The organism is Rhodospirillaceae bacterium, from assembly GCA_016722635.1.
Lineage (GTDB): Bacteria > Pseudomonadota > Alphaproteobacteria > JAEUKQ01 > JAEUKQ01 > JAEUKQ01.
The window spans coordinates 478525-493515 of the sequence record JADKIX010000010.1 but is presented as its reverse complement, the minus strand read 5'-3'; the positions used below and the strand labels follow the sequence as shown (position 1 = coordinate 493515).

Genomic DNA, 14991 nt, shown 5'->3' with positions numbered 1-14991 from the left:
GCCCCCGGACCTTAAAAGCCGCCCCGCCCCCCCCCCGGCCCCGGCCCCCCCCCCCCCCCCCCCCCCCCCCCCCCCCCCCCCCCCCCCCCCCCCCCCCCCCCCCCCCCCCCCCCCCCCCCCCCCCCCCCCCCCCCCCCCCCCCCCCCCCCCCTTCCCCCCCCCCCGCCCCCCCCCCCGGGCCCCCCTGGCGTTTGGGCAAACTTTATGAATGCGCCTAAACCATTGATCATCAGATAGGGCGACAAACAATTATGGTCTTTGGGTACATAAGAAATAGTTTTTTTGCTCATCAGCTGATCCATTGATATTTTACCTAGTTTATACATATTACTTCACTTGATTTTTTATTTAAACTAAATCTTCATTTTTCTGATTGCTGCCCTTTAAGCCATAAGCACTGATGTGCAGTAATTTGTTGCTGCCTACGTGAGAGATGATTAAGATGACCAACTATATTCTGGTTGTTCTTCATCCACCCGGTATAATTTAATAATTGAACAATAAAGATAACAAGGAAATCAAATGGGACAATTACTATCATCTTTACCAAAAACCGTTGCGGCGGGCTTTGTGCTGGCCGGTTTATCATTTGCCTTATACTTTTTTTTACAAGGCTTCCATCTCGATACCAATTTCTGGGCTTTTGTTTTCCGCTGGCTGCATGTGATTAGCGGCATTATGTGGATTGGTTTGCTGTGGTATTTCAATTTTGTGCAAATCCCCAGTATGCCTAAGATTCCCGATGAGCAAGAACCGGCAATTTCCAAAGTCATTGCCCCCAAAGCTTTATGGTGGTTCCGTTGGGCCGCTATGGCCACCATCATTACCGGCATTGTTTTAGCGCATTTGAATGGCTATTTACTGCAAGCCTATTCCCTGGGGTTATATGAATATGCCCCGCGAAACTTATCTATAGGCATTGGCATGTGGTTAGCCACCATCATGTGGTTTAATGTTTGGTTTGTGATTTGGCCCAACCAAAAGAAAGCCTTAGGCATAGTTGTGGTGGAACCCGCTCAAAAAGCAAAAGCCGCCAGACGCGCCATGTTGTTTTCAAGAACGAACACCATGTTGTCTATCCCCATGTTGTTCGCCATGGTCGCCACCCAAAATATTTATTAATTAAGCTTTGGTATTGATATGACAAAACAGGGGTTTGATTTGCATCAGACCCCTGTTTTCTATAGCCTAGAGCCTTAAAGCATCATACAAGACCAGTTAAGTTGGCGACCATACTTTAGAAGATATGGAATCTTATGAGCTGTATATTTCCTTAGCTTTTCTTGCTATTGGTAACAGCCGCCTGATTAGGAACGTTGTTTTTGCGGATACCCATATATAATAATATGGGCGTTCCCACATAGATTGAGGAACTGGTGCCGATGATAATCCCCCACATGAGAGCGATTGAAAACCCCTCAAGCGTTTTGCCGCCAAAAAGGTAAAGGGCAATCACCGACAAAAGCGTTAACCCCCCTGTCATGGTGGTACGGGATAAGGTACGGTTGATCGCCAGGTTTAAAATATCAACCAGCGGCATCTTTTTATAACGCCGCATTTCATCTTTCACCCGGTCATATAAAACCACTTTGTCGTTCATCGAATAGCCAGCAATCGTTAAAATGGCAGCCACAGCATTCAGGTCAAATTCCAACCCCAGCAGTGAATATAACCCAACCATGGTGACACAATCATAAAGGATAGTAATAATTGCATTCACGCCAAACTGCCATTCATAGCGGAACCAAATATAAATACAAATCCCAAATAGGGCCATGGCTAAGGCAAGAATAGCGGTTTGCACCAATTCAGACCCAACTTTTGGGCCAATAAACTGGCTACCGCGATAATCATATTTTTCAGCCAGTAATTGCCTGACTTTACTGACCAATACATCTTGCGAGGTATTTTCAGATACCGGCAGACGGATCATCACTTCCCGTAAACCACCAATCTCTTGGATGGAGGCGGATTCAGCCAAATCAATTTTGGCCAGAAGCGCACGTATTTCAACAATATCAACAGCCTGCGGGGGTTTTGCCTGCATCTGGATGGAAATGCCGCCATCAAAATCGATGCCGAATTTCAACCCTTTGGTGGCCAGTAAAACAAAAGTGCCCATCAGTAATGATAGAAAAAAGACCAAAGCCGCTTTATGAATACGCATAAAATCAATTTTGGTATTGGCTGGGATCAGGTGGATACCACGAAACATATGAATTTTCTCCTGTCCGCTTTAAAGCGGCACAACTTTAGCGTGGGTTAATTTATGCCACCAGCCAATCACCATCCGGGTAACGGTGATGGAGGTAAAGACAGACGTAATGATCCCTAAAGACAGAGTGATGGCAAAACCCTGAACAGGCCCTGCCCCTCCTAAGAAAAATAAAATCAAGGAAGCGATCAAGGTGGTTAAGTTCGCATCAATAATTGTGCCGCGCGCCGAGTTAAACCCATAATCCAAAGCCAACAAAGCACTGCGGCCATTCCGCATTTCTTCCCGAATGCGTTCAAAAATCAGCACGTTGGCATCAACCGCCATACCCAAGGTTAAAACAATACCGGCGATGCCGGGTAAAGTTAAGCTGGCTCCTAATAAGGAAAGCAATGCCAACAATAAAATCCCGTTAAATAATAAGGCGATATTGGCAAACAACCCAAACAACCCATAAAATAAAATCATAGCGATGCCGATGAAGATAATGGCAATCAGGCAGGCGATTTTACCGGCAGCGATAGAATCCGCCCCTAATTCAGGCCCCACCAAGGTATTTTGTTGCACCTTCAAGGGCGCAGGCAAGGCACCAGCCCGCAGGAGCAATGCCAATTCAGCAGCGCTTGCTTCCGTAAAACTGCCATAAATAACCCCCGAACCGCCAAAAATTGGGCTGTCAACACGCGGCGCACTGATAATTTTATTATCCAAAACGATCGCGAAACGCTTCCCACGATTTTCCCGGGTCATTTCTGAAAAACGCTTGGACCCAGCCGAATTAAATTGGAATGCAACCGCCGGGCTGCCCTCATGCAGCGTGTAGCTGGCATTACTTAATTCTGCCCCCGTCACAATAATCCGCCGCTGTAAAGCCAACGCCGCAACACCTGCATTTTCCGAATCAGCCATTTGCACAATTTGGGATGAAGCAGGTATATCGCCCCTTCTAATGGCGTCTTGGGAAACGGTTTCATCCACTAGTTGGAATGTCAGCCGGCCAACTTTACCCAACCGCTCTTCAATCTGGGTTAAATCTTTGATACCGGGTATTTGTAATATGATGCGATCTTCATCCTGCCGTTGGATGCTTAGCTCTAGCGTACCAGTTTCATCAACCCGCCGCCTAATCGATTCGATTGATTGGTTGACAGCGCGCGCTTTAATATTGTTTAAAGCGCTCTCTTTAATCTTTAGCACCAGATTTGCCTGCTCGTCCGCTGCCACGACAAAATCCGTTAAGGATTCTTTCAATTTTTCCTGGGCCAAACTTGCATCAGAGGCGCGAACCAATTGAATATTAATATTATCACTGTTCAGTGTTAACGGTCTGAAAGCAATATTTGATTCTTTCAAGGTGGTGCGGACAACATCTAACGCATTGTTCAGCTGGGTGCGGACAACACTGGCGGTGTCAACCTCTAATAACAATAACGCCCCACCTTGTAAATCAAGCCCCAATGTTACATGACCTTTAGGCAACCAACTGGGAAGCTTCGCCACATCCTCTTTCGAAAAAAGGTTTTGCCCGGCAATAAAGGCCATCATTAAAAGCAGGGCACAAATTGCTACACTATTCCAACGGCTAACATATAGGCGCATGCGTTTATAATCCGATATTGATTATTTATTTCCTTTGGGTGAGGTCGGGGCAGCAATGGCAAGATCCTTTTTGTCTTCACTTTGATTATCTTGATCTTTGCCATCCCCCGTCCTTGAAAGGATTTCATTCACCGAACCCCGGGCAATGCGAACCCGCACCCCTTCAGCAATTTCCACCTGGATTTCGCCATCATTCAACACTTTGTGAACCACCCCGATAATACCGCCGGAGGTCAAAATTTTATCGCCGCGACGCAACCCGGACACCATGGCCCGGTGAGCCCGCATTTTCCGTTGTTGGGGCCTGATCAACAAGAAATAAAAGATGACAAATATTAGTACTAACGGCAACACATTCATCAAAATACTTGGCGTATTTTGTGTTGGGGCGCTGGTTTCAGTTGCAGTTTGGGCGAAAGCTTGGCTAATCCACATCGTTTATACCCTTAATTAATTTCATATATAATTTTTATTTTTTATCAACCGATGAACTATACCGTGATGTTCATAAATTGCAACGCCTACATCGGATGATTTTACATTTTATCTAGGCAATGGTTTTCCTATTGCTTCCTTTGTCATCTGGTAATGCCCCAGAAATCAAGGGGACAAAAAACACTTTGGGCCCCTCTTCATAAACTGGCCCTTCTGCTGTTTTAATGACCCTTAAAATTTTTTGCTCGCCTCGTTCCGGGCCGATGGGCAAAACCATAATGCCACCCACCGCTAATTGCTGATAAAGCCGCTCCGGCATGTCGCCCGCAGCGGCCGTTAAAATAATACGGTCAAATGGGATTTGTTCCGGCCAACCTAAACTGCCATCCCCATATTTGGTGACGATATTGCTTAAGCGTAAAGCGGCAAAACGTTGTTCGGCTTGCTGCAATAAGGGGCGATATCGTTCGATCGTATAAACCCGCCGTGCCAAGCAAGATAAAATGGATGCCTGATATCCCGAGCCAGTTCCAATTTCCAGTACCTTATGCGATTTATTAAGCTCTAACGACTGCGTCATTAAAGCCACCACCTGGGGCTGGCTTAAGGTTTGCCCATAACCAATCGGCAATGTTTCATTTTCATAAGCCCGATCATGGAATGATTGCGGCACAAAAGTTTCCCGAGGGATTTTTTCGATTGCCGATAGCACTTGGGTATCGGCAATACCCGAACGCCGCAACAACATAATCAAGCGTATTTTTCGGGCCTCTAGACTCACGTAAAAACCTTCTGCAATTTTTGTAAGGTAGGGTAATGGGTCAGGTCTAAATGCAGGGGGGTAACAGAAACATAGTGGGCTTGCACCGCCTCTAAATCGCTTTCCTTACCTTGAGGGGCATGGTCACTAAAATCACCAATCCAAAGATAAGGCCTGCCGGTTGGGTCTTCCACCGCTTTCACTTGAACCGCACCAATCCGCAAGCCCTGGGCTGCCACACGGATTCCTTTCACTTCATTGACCGGACAATGGGGAAAATTAACATTCAGCAACACCCCTTTGGGCCAGGCCATATCCCGAACTTTTTTGATAATTTCGGGAATATAATGTTCGGCAACCGTCCAATACACATGTTGTTTATGCCGCGACTGGCTGAAGGCAATGGCCGGTATGCCCAGCAAAGTGGCCTCCATTGCCGCGGCAACCGTGCCAGAATAGGTAATATCTTCGCCCAAATTAGCGCCCCGATTAACCCCTGATAACACCAAATCCGGTTTTCGCCCTTTGATCAATTGATTAACAGCAAGCAAGACACAATCGGTTGGCGTGCCCTCCACCGCAAAACGCCTGGGGGATAATCTTCTGACCTCTAAGGGCCTACGAATGGTCAGGGAATGGGCGGTGGCGCTTTGCTCAACGGCTGGCGCCACCACCCAAACATCTTTACTAAGCGACATGGCTATTTTTTGTAATACTTTGATTCCTGGCGCTAAAATGCCATCATCATTCGTAACCAAAATCCTTAATTGGGCAATATCATTTAATGTTTTAACGGGGCTTGCCAATGACTTCCACTCCGGGCAGATAAGGTTTTAACACATCAGGAACCAAAATTGTCCCATCCGGCTGCTGATAATTTTCCATGACGGCGATTAAAGTGCGGCCGATGGCAAGCCCAGAACCATTCAGCGTGTGCACAAATTGTGTATTTTTCTGGCCCTTGCTGCGAAACCTGGCCAGCATCCTACGCGCTTGATAATCCCCACAATTGGAACAGCTGGAAATTTCACGGTATTGTTTTTGGGCAGGCAACCATACTTCCAGGTCATAGGTTTTTTGCGACGTAAAACTCATGTCGCCGGAGCATAGTAAAACACGCCTGTAAGGCAATCCTAAGCGCTCTAAAACCGTCTCCGCGCAAGCCGTCATGCGTTCATGTTCGGCAGCGGATTTTTCCGGCTGAACAATGCTTACCAACTCGACTTTGCTGAATTGATGTTGACGCAACATTCCTTTGGTATCCCGGCCAGCAGCCCCCGCCTCAGAGCGGAAGCAAGGGGTCCAGGCGGTAACCCGGTAAGGTAATTGGGATTCATCAAGGATTTGGCCAGCCACCAAATTGGTTAAAGGCACTTCGGCGGTAGGGATTAACCAATAGCCCTGGGTGGTGCGGAAAAGGTCATCGGCAAATTTTGGCAGTTGACCGGTACCCAATAAAGCCTGATCCCTGACCAAAAAGGGGGGTAAAATTTCGGTGTAACCGAATTCTTGGGTATGCAAGTCCAGCATGAAGGAAGCCAAAGCCCTCTCGAGCTTCGCCAGCACCCCTTTTAATACCACAAAACGCGATCCTGAAAGATTGGCCGCCGCCTTAAAATCCATCAGCTGCAACGCTTCCCCCAGATCATCATGCGCAAGCACCGGGTAAGAAAATGTTTTAGGTGTCCCCCAACGCTTCACCTCAACATTGCTTTTTTCATCTTTTCCAACCGGCACTTCCGCGAGGGGGATGTTTGGCATATGCAACAAGAATTGCTCCAGCCTTTCGGTTAGTTCTTTTTCTTTCTTCTCGAAGCTTTCCATGGAAATTTTGATGGCAGCAACTTGGGCCATTAATTTTTCGGATAAGGATTTATTACTTCGCGCTTGCCCAATTTCTTTGGACAAATCATTGCGTTGCTGCTGCAATGATTGCAATTCGGTAATGGCATGACGACGTTCGCTGTCAATTTTAAGGATTTCCGAGGGATCCATCTTAATCCCGCGCCTATTCAAGTAACTTTGGAAATCGCCCGGATGGTCACGGATAAATTTTATATCGATCATTATTTGCCTGCGGATCAGAAAGAATTCGTTTTTAAAAGCCTTTGGCTTGCATATTTTATCAAGCTTTTTTCATTATTCTAGTTTCTAAGGAACAAGCTATTTGTCAAGCAAAGTTTACAATCAGCACTTATTTTATTTCGCCAGTCTTCTTTTGGTTGCTTTAAGATTTTGGAGCATCATCAGCATCTTTTTTCACTTGCTTGCGTTTTCTTTCAATCAGGCGGGCGCACCATATTGACACCTCGTATAAAACAACCAAAGGAAGCGCCAGGGCAACCTGGCTAAAAGGATCAGGGGGGGTGACAACAGCAGCCACAATAAAAACCAAAACAATAGCATGGCGTCTTTTCTTGGCTAAGGATTGCGCTGTCAAAATACGGGCGCGAACCAGTAAAATCAGCAACACAGGCAATTGGAAGCAAATACCGAAGGCAAAAATTAATTTCATAATTAAGCCTACATATTCACTCACTTTCCCCTCAAATTCCACCGCTAAAGTCCCTTGACCGCCTGCAGTTTGGAAGCTGAGCAAAAATTCCCACCCATAGGGCAGCAGCACATAATAAAGCAACGCTGCCCCGGCCATAAATAATATAGGACTGGCCATTAAAAAAGGTAACAACACCAGTCGTTCTTGTTTATATAACCCGGGAGCTACGAATTTCCATAATTGATGGGCAAATAACGGAAAGGCAATGCTGAGCGCTGTAAAAAAAGAGACTTTGATTTGGGTGAAAAGAAATTCGGTTAGATCGGTAAAAATAAATCGTCGTCCGGTTTGTTGCAGCAAAATATTTGCCAGTGGCTTCGCCAAAAAATCAAAAATATTTTGCGCGAAATAAAAACATCCCACCATGAGCAGTAAAAAGACCACCACGCTATAGAGCAAACGCCGGCGTAACTCCACCAAATGTTCCAGCAAGGGCATGGTTTTTTCTGATTGTTCGCTCATCATAAGGGGATCTTTTTCACCTGCGGGCGGATTGGTTGTCAAGGATAGGGTATCAGCGCCCGCTTTGGTTGCGGCGGCAGATGAAAGCGGCTTGGTTTCAAAAGCTGTGTTTGATTTTTGCTGAGGTTCCAGAATATCCATCGGGTTAGTTCCAAATGAAGGTAAATCGATGGCGGATTCGATGTTTTGGGAAAGTTGCTGGGGATTGATTTTTTGTAGATCTTTTTTCATTTCATCCAATTCGGTTTCCCGAATAATTTTGTCCATCCCCTGCTGAAAATCAGCGGCAACCCCACGAAGGCGCCGCACTAAGTGGGTCACCGTCCGCAAAACAACGGGGATTTCCTTAGGCCCTAATAAGATTAAGGCCAGGAAAGCAATGATAAAAATTTCACTCCAACCAATATCGAACATGCTTCTTGAACCCTAAAACCTGATCAGTACTTCGCTGCTTTAAGATTTAGTCTTAAAGACTTTTATGATTTTTCCCCTTCATCCCGATTATTGGTTGATATCTTGACATTTGAATTTTCTTCATTTGGCGCAGCGATCTTGTCTTTCGGGTTTTTGTCTTCTTTGATGCCCTTTTTGAAAGCCGTCACGCCCTGGCCCAAATCACGCATCAGCCGGGGAATTTTTCCGCCACCGCCAAATAACACCAAGACAATCCCTAAAACAATTAACCAGTGAACCCAACTCCAACTACCCATCGACAAACCCTCCTTCAAATATCTACCTTATTAAGTCAGTTAGGCAATGTATCCATCATAAGAATAAACGGGTATTTGGCAACCGTTTAAAATACATGGCATTTCCCCTTGCCTTTGAAATATATCGATCGACAATGATTGCATGACAAACATTATAAGCTTTTACAAGGAACTGGCAACCTATCTCTGATAATCCTTATAAGGCCACCTTGTATCTTTTTTTCTATTGAAGGAAAAGAAAAAACCGGAAAGAAATCTTTCCGGCTTTTATGTGTCAACGGATTATCTTTTAGTTCTTTTAGAATTTGAAGCGGATACCCACACCCATGTTATGGGCATTGAAATCAGCTTTAATCCGAAGCCCAGCATCATTTTTAACACTCTTTTGTACGGTTTGGGTATAGCGATATTCTAACACTAAATCCAAATTGCTGGCCAAGCCATAACTCACACCCGCCATGAATTGATAGGTAAAGGCAGCATTACCGCCTTTAATGATCTTTATATCTTGCCCTTCAACTGTATAGTTGTGCGCCCCAATCACCGAAATCCCTAAGCCAACCCCTGCAAAAACTTCGAAATTGGCAGCTACGGGAACATCGACATATATGTTCGACATCATGGTGAATTGACGCACTTTACCATTCGTCTCAACAACTTTTTGGCCCCCAAGGTAAAGACTATCCGCTTTTTGGAACTTATAACCAAACTCGAATTCTGTCCGCAAATATTTACCCCAATCATAGCCAACCGCTGCATTCAAACCAAATCCCGTGCTCAGTTTCTGATTTAATGTGTTAAAATTCTTAATTTCTAAATTGTTCTGCGCCTTTGGGCTAAAGAACAAGGATGTTTTTAACCCAACATATAAACCTGTATCCTGTGCCTGGGCAACAGGGCCGGTTAAAGCAAGGGCTCCAGCTAAGGCAGCAATCGAAATTAATTTTTTCATAATAAATCCTTTCATGATAAAACAACTCAAACAATACTATAACTTGTCGATATATATTGGTGCCAATTATTAAATATTATGCTTAACTATAGCAACAAACGTTTTATTACAGTTTATGACAATATCGCCAACAACAGCCTGTTTAGAATAATTCCACTGCAAAAAATGATCTGAAACAAATTGTCATCCGAAGAAAAAGCAGAAAAATCCTAAAACACCGCTATTTGAATAATTTTTTCGGCAATTTTCTCTGTGGGCCCGCCGATGATCGTGCGAATAATATTCCAATCTTGCCCGAATTGCTGGCCAACCATGGGCAATAAGATGATGATCGCTAATAAAGCCAGGAAACTCCATTTTTCACTTTGGGCAAAAATACGCCCCCAGGCGGGTGGCAACATCCCCCATAACACCCTGCCACCATCAAGCGGCAAGATAGGTAGTAAATTAAACAAGCCAATGAGCACATTAAAAAATATGGAAAAAAGTAACATTTGTTCCGCCCAATTTTGGGCATATTCCGGCAAAATATGCGTAAGGTTGAGCAATAAGGCCGATAGCATGGCAATCAACAAATTTATCAATGGCCCTGCTAAAGCAACCAAAATCATATCCCTTCTGGGGACAAACAGTTTTTGGACGTTGACAGGAACAGGTTTCGCATAGCCGAATAAGAAACTGCCGGAACTTGCCAGATACAATAACACGGGCATTACTATGGTTCCAAACAAATCAACATGTTTCAAAGGGTTTAAACTAACCCGGCCCAATTTATAAGCGGTATCATCCCCCCGCCATTTTGCCATAATCCCATGGGCGGCCTCATGCAAGGTAATGGCTAATAAAATAGGCAAAGCGATAATTGATAGGTTTTGTAAAATATTTTCCATCTTAGCTGTTATTACCTCATAAAGTTTTAGGGAACATGCAACACACTGGATGATATAGGAATGATGATGGGGAATGTCGACGGCTAGGGACTATTTTTAAAATTGATGGGATATTCATCAGCAAAAATAGGGCGCCAGCAATATTTACCGCAAATAATTTTGCCATAATTGTTCGAACGCCTGTTGGGTGGCAAGATCAGCCTTCCCAGCAGCTGCAATCATTTCCTGAATTTCATCTATATTGCCATTACAATGAAGGATAAGCTGGCAACCTGCTTGAAGGGATTTTATCGTCCGCTCCGCAACCGAACCGGATAAAGCCTTCATGGCAATATCATCGGATAATAATATTCCCTTAAACCCGATCATACCCCGAATGATTTCTTGGATCACTTGCTGGGAAGTCGTGACTGTTTCCCGTGGATCCACGGCCATTAGTTGCACATGGGCCGTCATCGCCATTGGCATATCTGCCAAAGATTGGAAAGGAATAAAATCGCTTTGCCCCAGGGTTTTAAGATCGGTCGTAATTTTAGGTAGCAGATGATGACTGTCAACCAAAGCCCGGCCATGCCCGGGGATATGCTTAATAATCGGCAATATGCCTTGTGTTATATAAGCTTCGGCAAGCCACCGCCCCATTTTTGCGACCAACTGGGGATCATCCCCAAAAGCGCGATCACCAATAATGGGATCTTGTCCCTCAATAATCAGGTCAAGGACAGGGGCGCATACGGTATTCAAGCCTAGATCATGTAAATCCCTGGCTATTAAATGGACATTATGCTCCAATTCTTTTTTTGCCTGGGCTGGATTAGCCTTGGCCATGTTGCCAAAATACTTTGCAGGCGGCGGCAATCGCCAATAAGGCGGCTTTAAGCGGGATACGCGCCCCCCTTCCTGATCAATCAACAGCAACCGTTTCTTAGTCCCTTGTATTTGACAAATGGACTCGATCAATTCTTTTAATTGCTTAGGGTCTTCAATGTTGCGGCTGAAAAAAATAAATCCCGCAGGTTCAACCTGCTTTAATAACTTCTTTTCAGCCGCGGTTAGATGCTTTCCCGAAAGCCCAAAAATAACCGGGCTGATCATGGCATAACGGCAACAAAACAATCTTGCCCTTTACCCTTGATACTTTGGCACAAAGTATTGGCTGTATTACGGTCAAGCACAGGCCCAACCACAACACGGTAGGTGATGCCTTTACCCGCCCCTAAATCCACTTGTTTCACAGATGTTTTAACATTCCCTAAAACACTACCTAAATCGCGCTGGAATTTTGATGCGGCGGCTTGCGCCCCATCAACCGTACGTACGGAGGCCAGCTGGGCATAATAAATACCACTGGCCGGTGTTGTAATAGCGGTCGGCTGCGTGAGGGGTGGTGAAGAATTATTAGCAGCTACCCCCGCATTTGTAGGTGTTAGTACTGCCCCGGTTACCAGTGGTTTTACCGGTGGCCTATCTAAGGAAATAGTTGTTAACGCATTATTAACAGGAACGCCACTATTGGCGTTATTAGGATTGCCTAAATCATTATTGCCGTTCGGATTATCTATTTGGGCAAGTTGCGACGGATTCTGGGGGTTTTCTCCCCTAGGCAATAATTGTTCCACTGCCTCAGGATCGAAATTAGCCCCATTCATCCCTTGATAGATTTGCAGGTCGCCCGTCGCTGGATCACCCGAAGAACTAGGCTCAGCCTTAATTTTTACCGGGGTTGCTTCTGCCGTAATCAAGGGCAAGGTTTCAACCCCACCAGATGCAGGTTTTTTACTGGCTGGCCACATCGCCAAGACAGCAATGACCATAACCACCAAAGAGCCACCAGCTATATACGTAAATTTCCGCCATTTAGGCGCGGCATTATTAGAATGATAAGCTTTTTCGGAAGGTTTGGGGGATGAAGCCGCTTGACCTTGCAGAAATTGCGGAACGTTTGATTCATAGGTATCTTCTGCGGTATCTTCTGCCGCATATTCATCTTGCGAATCGGCGTACGCGTCTTGCGGGATACCCTGTTCATCCCATGATTCTTCTGGCGCCGTTGCTGCGGAAAAATGTGGGTTGGCATTCCCCGTAAATGACGCCGGTTGGGCATAAGGCGTTGCGGGTGCTGACAAATGCTGACTAGCCATCGTCGGTGACACAGAACTACCTGGATGGCTGGAACGTTGGCTAGATTCTAAGTTGTTGCCGGAATTTTGAGGAAAAGTAGCATGGGTCTGGTATTTCGGCTGCATGGGTGCTTGCGCGTAAAAAGAATTATTTTCGGGAGTTTGGTCATAGGATTGATCATCCTCCCATGTTTCCGGCTGTTGGAAAGATTCGGTCGGCCCGCTACCGGATTTGTCTTGGGTGGGGACACCCCCTAAACTAAAATCATCTATCTGCAATGACCATTCTTGTCTTGCAACAGGCTGATCTTCCCGCCAATCTTCCATATCAATAGGCCGATTAATCCAAGTATTACCTGTTGGATGACGCAGGTGCTGATTCGCTACATGATCTGTGGTTTGCGAATTATCCGGGTGATTGCCACCTGCCATATTATCCATAAAAGGCTGTTTGTAAGCTGATTGTGCGGGGGTCATCCTATCATCTCCCTTGCTGGTTCAACGCCCATAATTTTCAGCCCACAGCTTATCACATTTGCCAAGGATTGCACCAGGGCTAATCTTGCAAAACTTATCGCGGGTTGATCGGCTATAATAAACCGCAAGGAACTTTCATCCTTCGCTTTACCTTTTGTGTATAATATATGGAATAAATTAGCCAGGTCATATAAGTAATAAGCAATCCGGTGCGGCTCTTGTGCTAAAGCGGCCGCCTCAACCACCTTGGGCCAACTTCCCATCCATTTGATCAAAGCTATTTCCGCCTCATCTGCCAATAAGGTCTTATCTGCTTTTAAAAGGGATTGATGACTTATTTTCCACTGGGGTTGCTCATCCTGCACCCGGCGCAGGATGGAACAAGCGCGGGCATGGGCATATTGCACATAGAAGACCGGATTATCGCGTGATTGTTCAATCACTTTCGCCAAATCGAAATCTAAAGGCGCATCATTCTTACGGGTTAGCATGATAAAGCGTACAACATCCCGGCCCACCTCATCCATCACCTCTTTTAATGTAATAAAGGTTCCGGCCCTTTTTGACATTTTAACAGGCTGGCCATTCCGCAGCAGCCTTACCATCTGGCAAATTCTGGCCACCAACTGTCCTTGCTTATCGGTAACGGCGGTCACCGCTGCTTGCAGCCTTTTGATATAGCCGGCGTGATCTGCCCCCCACACATTAATTAAGACGGTATCCCCGCGCGTGAATTTACTATATTGATAGGCAATGTCGGTTGCAAAATAAGTCCAACTGCCATCGGATTTGCGTAAAGGCCGATCCACATCATCCCCAAATGCCGTTGCCCGGAAAAGCATTTGTGGCCTGGGTTCCCAATCTTCATGGGCTTTGCTGCCCTTAGGGGCTTCCAAAATTCCTGTGTAGATATACCCCCTTTTATCCAATTCCTCAACCATACGGGTAACGCCGCCTTGATCGATTAAAGCTTTTTCTGATGAAAAAAGATCATGATGGATATCTAAAGCCGCCAAATCAGCTTTAATATTTTCCATTAAAAAACCGACGGCAAATTTCCTGAAAAAAGGCAGCCAAGCTTTTGGTGCGGATTTTAACCATTTATCACCATCTTTTTGAACGATAGCAACAGCCACTTCTTTGAGATATTCTCCCGGATAATATCCCTCAGGAATTTGGCCGATATCAACGCCTAAAGCTTCCTGATACCGCAAATAAGTGGAATTAGCTAATACATCAACTTGGGCACCCGCATCATTAATATAATATTCTTTGGTTACGTGATATCCAGCCTTGGCTAGCAAAGCAGCCAAGGCATCCCCCACCACGGCCCCGCGGGCATGGGCTAAATGCAGCGGGCCCGTGGGGTTGGCGGACACATATTCGACATTAACCCGTTGGCCATTGCCGATCTTGCTATTGCCATAGTCCATTCCCAATTGTAAAATGTCGTTCAAGGTCTGTTGCCATATTTTTTCATGCAACCGGCAATTGATGAACCCTGGCGCTGCCACATGCACTTCAGCCACTTCCGGGTACTTCGCAATATGGGATTGCAAAAGGTTAGCGGCCACCATCGGCGACATGCCCAATTTTTTACCCACGATCATGGCGGCATTGGTGCTTATATCCCCAAATTTAGCCTCCCGCGGTTGTTCCACTTGGATATGGGTAAGTTCCATTAATTTGGGTTCATTTGGCCAGATGGCACTGACTGTTGCTAAGACCTGTTCGTGGAAATTTTTATAGATATCCATAATCACCAACGTTAAAAGACTTTTGAAAATTTTTACTGTTTACTCATAATAAGCTAT

General features: G+C 45.5%; 14 protein-coding genes. 1 reads left to right on the top strand and 13 read right to left on the bottom strand.

Annotated features, from left to right (window positions below; genetic code table 11):
- Positions 1–522 precede the first annotated feature (522 nt).
- Positions 523–1122, top strand: a complete 600-nt coding sequence (locus IPP67_06690; GenBank protein ID MBL0338843.1) for a urate hydroxylase PuuD — start codon at positions 523–525, stop codon at positions 1120–1122.
- Between the two features lie 151 nt (positions 1123–1273).
- Here IPP67_06690 and secF read toward each other — a convergent pair whose 3' ends face one another.
- The 13 genes from secF to IPP67_06625 form a co-directional block, all read right to left on the bottom strand.
- Positions 1274–2215, bottom strand: coding sequence for a protein translocase subunit SecF (gene secF / locus IPP67_06685; GenBank protein ID MBL0338842.1), 942 nt, complete (start codon positions 2213–2215; stop codon positions 1274–1276).
- A gap of 21 nt (positions 2216–2236) precedes the next feature.
- Complete coding sequence (gene secD, locus IPP67_06680) at positions 2237–3814, bottom strand: protein translocase subunit SecD (GenBank protein MBL0338841.1); 1578 nt, start codon at positions 3812–3814, stop codon at positions 2237–2239.
- A gap of 21 nt (positions 3815–3835) precedes the next feature.
- On the bottom strand, positions 3836–4249 hold the full coding sequence (gene yajC, locus IPP67_06675) for a preprotein translocase subunit YajC (GenBank protein ID MBL0338840.1): 414 nt from the start codon (positions 4247–4249) through the stop codon (positions 3836–3838).
- A gap of 112 nt (positions 4250–4361) precedes the next feature.
- Positions 4362–5030, bottom strand: a complete 669-nt coding sequence (locus IPP67_06670) for a protein-L-isoaspartate(D-aspartate) O-methyltransferase (GenBank protein MBL0338839.1) — start codon at positions 5028–5030, stop codon at positions 4362–4364.
- The gene (gene surE / locus IPP67_06665) at positions 5027–5815 is read right to left on the bottom strand and encodes a 5'/3'-nucleotidase SurE (GenBank protein ID MBL0338838.1); all 789 of its coding nucleotides are present in this window, start codon (positions 5813–5815) and stop codon (positions 5027–5029) included. The genes IPP67_06670 and surE overlap by 4 nt, the downstream gene beginning before the upstream one ends.
- The gene (serS, locus tag IPP67_06660) at positions 5799–7076 is read right to left on the bottom strand and encodes a serine--tRNA ligase (GenBank protein MBL0338837.1); all 1278 of its coding nucleotides are present in this window, start codon (positions 7074–7076) and stop codon (positions 5799–5801) included. Before serS ends, surE begins: the two co-directional genes overlap by 17 nt.
- Positions 7077–7236: 160 nt before the next feature.
- On the bottom strand, positions 7237–8442 hold the full coding sequence (gene tatC, locus IPP67_06655) for a twin-arginine translocase subunit TatC (GenBank protein MBL0338836.1): 1206 nt from the start codon (positions 8440–8442) through the stop codon (positions 7237–7239).
- A gap of 62 nt (positions 8443–8504) precedes the next feature.
- On the bottom strand, positions 8505–8738 hold the full coding sequence (gene tatA / locus IPP67_06650; protein ID MBL0338835.1) for a twin-arginine translocase TatA/TatE family subunit: 234 nt from the start codon (positions 8736–8738) through the stop codon (positions 8505–8507).
- A gap of 298 nt (positions 8739–9036) precedes the next feature.
- The gene (locus IPP67_06645) at positions 9037–9690 is read right to left on the bottom strand and encodes a porin family protein (GenBank protein ID MBL0338834.1); all 654 of its coding nucleotides are present in this window, start codon (positions 9688–9690) and stop codon (positions 9037–9039) included.
- A gap of 209 nt (positions 9691–9899) precedes the next feature.
- Positions 9900–10580 carry a site-2 protease family protein gene (locus IPP67_06640; protein MBL0338833.1) on the bottom strand — a complete coding sequence of 227 codons (681 nt, stop codon included), beginning with the start codon at positions 10578–10580 and terminating at the stop codon, positions 9900–9902.
- 144 nt (positions 10581–10724) lie between these two features.
- Entirely contained in the window at positions 10725–11672 is a 948-nt protein-coding gene (nagZ, locus tag IPP67_06635; protein MBL0338832.1) for a beta-N-acetylhexosaminidase, read from the bottom strand.
- Positions 11672–13177, bottom strand: coding sequence for an SPOR domain-containing protein (locus tag IPP67_06630; GenBank protein ID MBL0338831.1), 1506 nt, complete (start codon positions 13175–13177; stop codon positions 11672–11674). Before IPP67_06630 ends, nagZ begins: the two co-directional genes overlap by 1 nt.
- Positions 13174–14934, bottom strand: a complete 1761-nt coding sequence (locus IPP67_06625; GenBank protein ID MBL0338830.1) for an arginine--tRNA ligase — start codon at positions 14932–14934, stop codon at positions 13174–13176. Before IPP67_06625 ends, IPP67_06630 begins: the two co-directional genes overlap by 4 nt.
- Between the last annotated feature and the right edge of the window lie 57 nt (positions 14935–14991).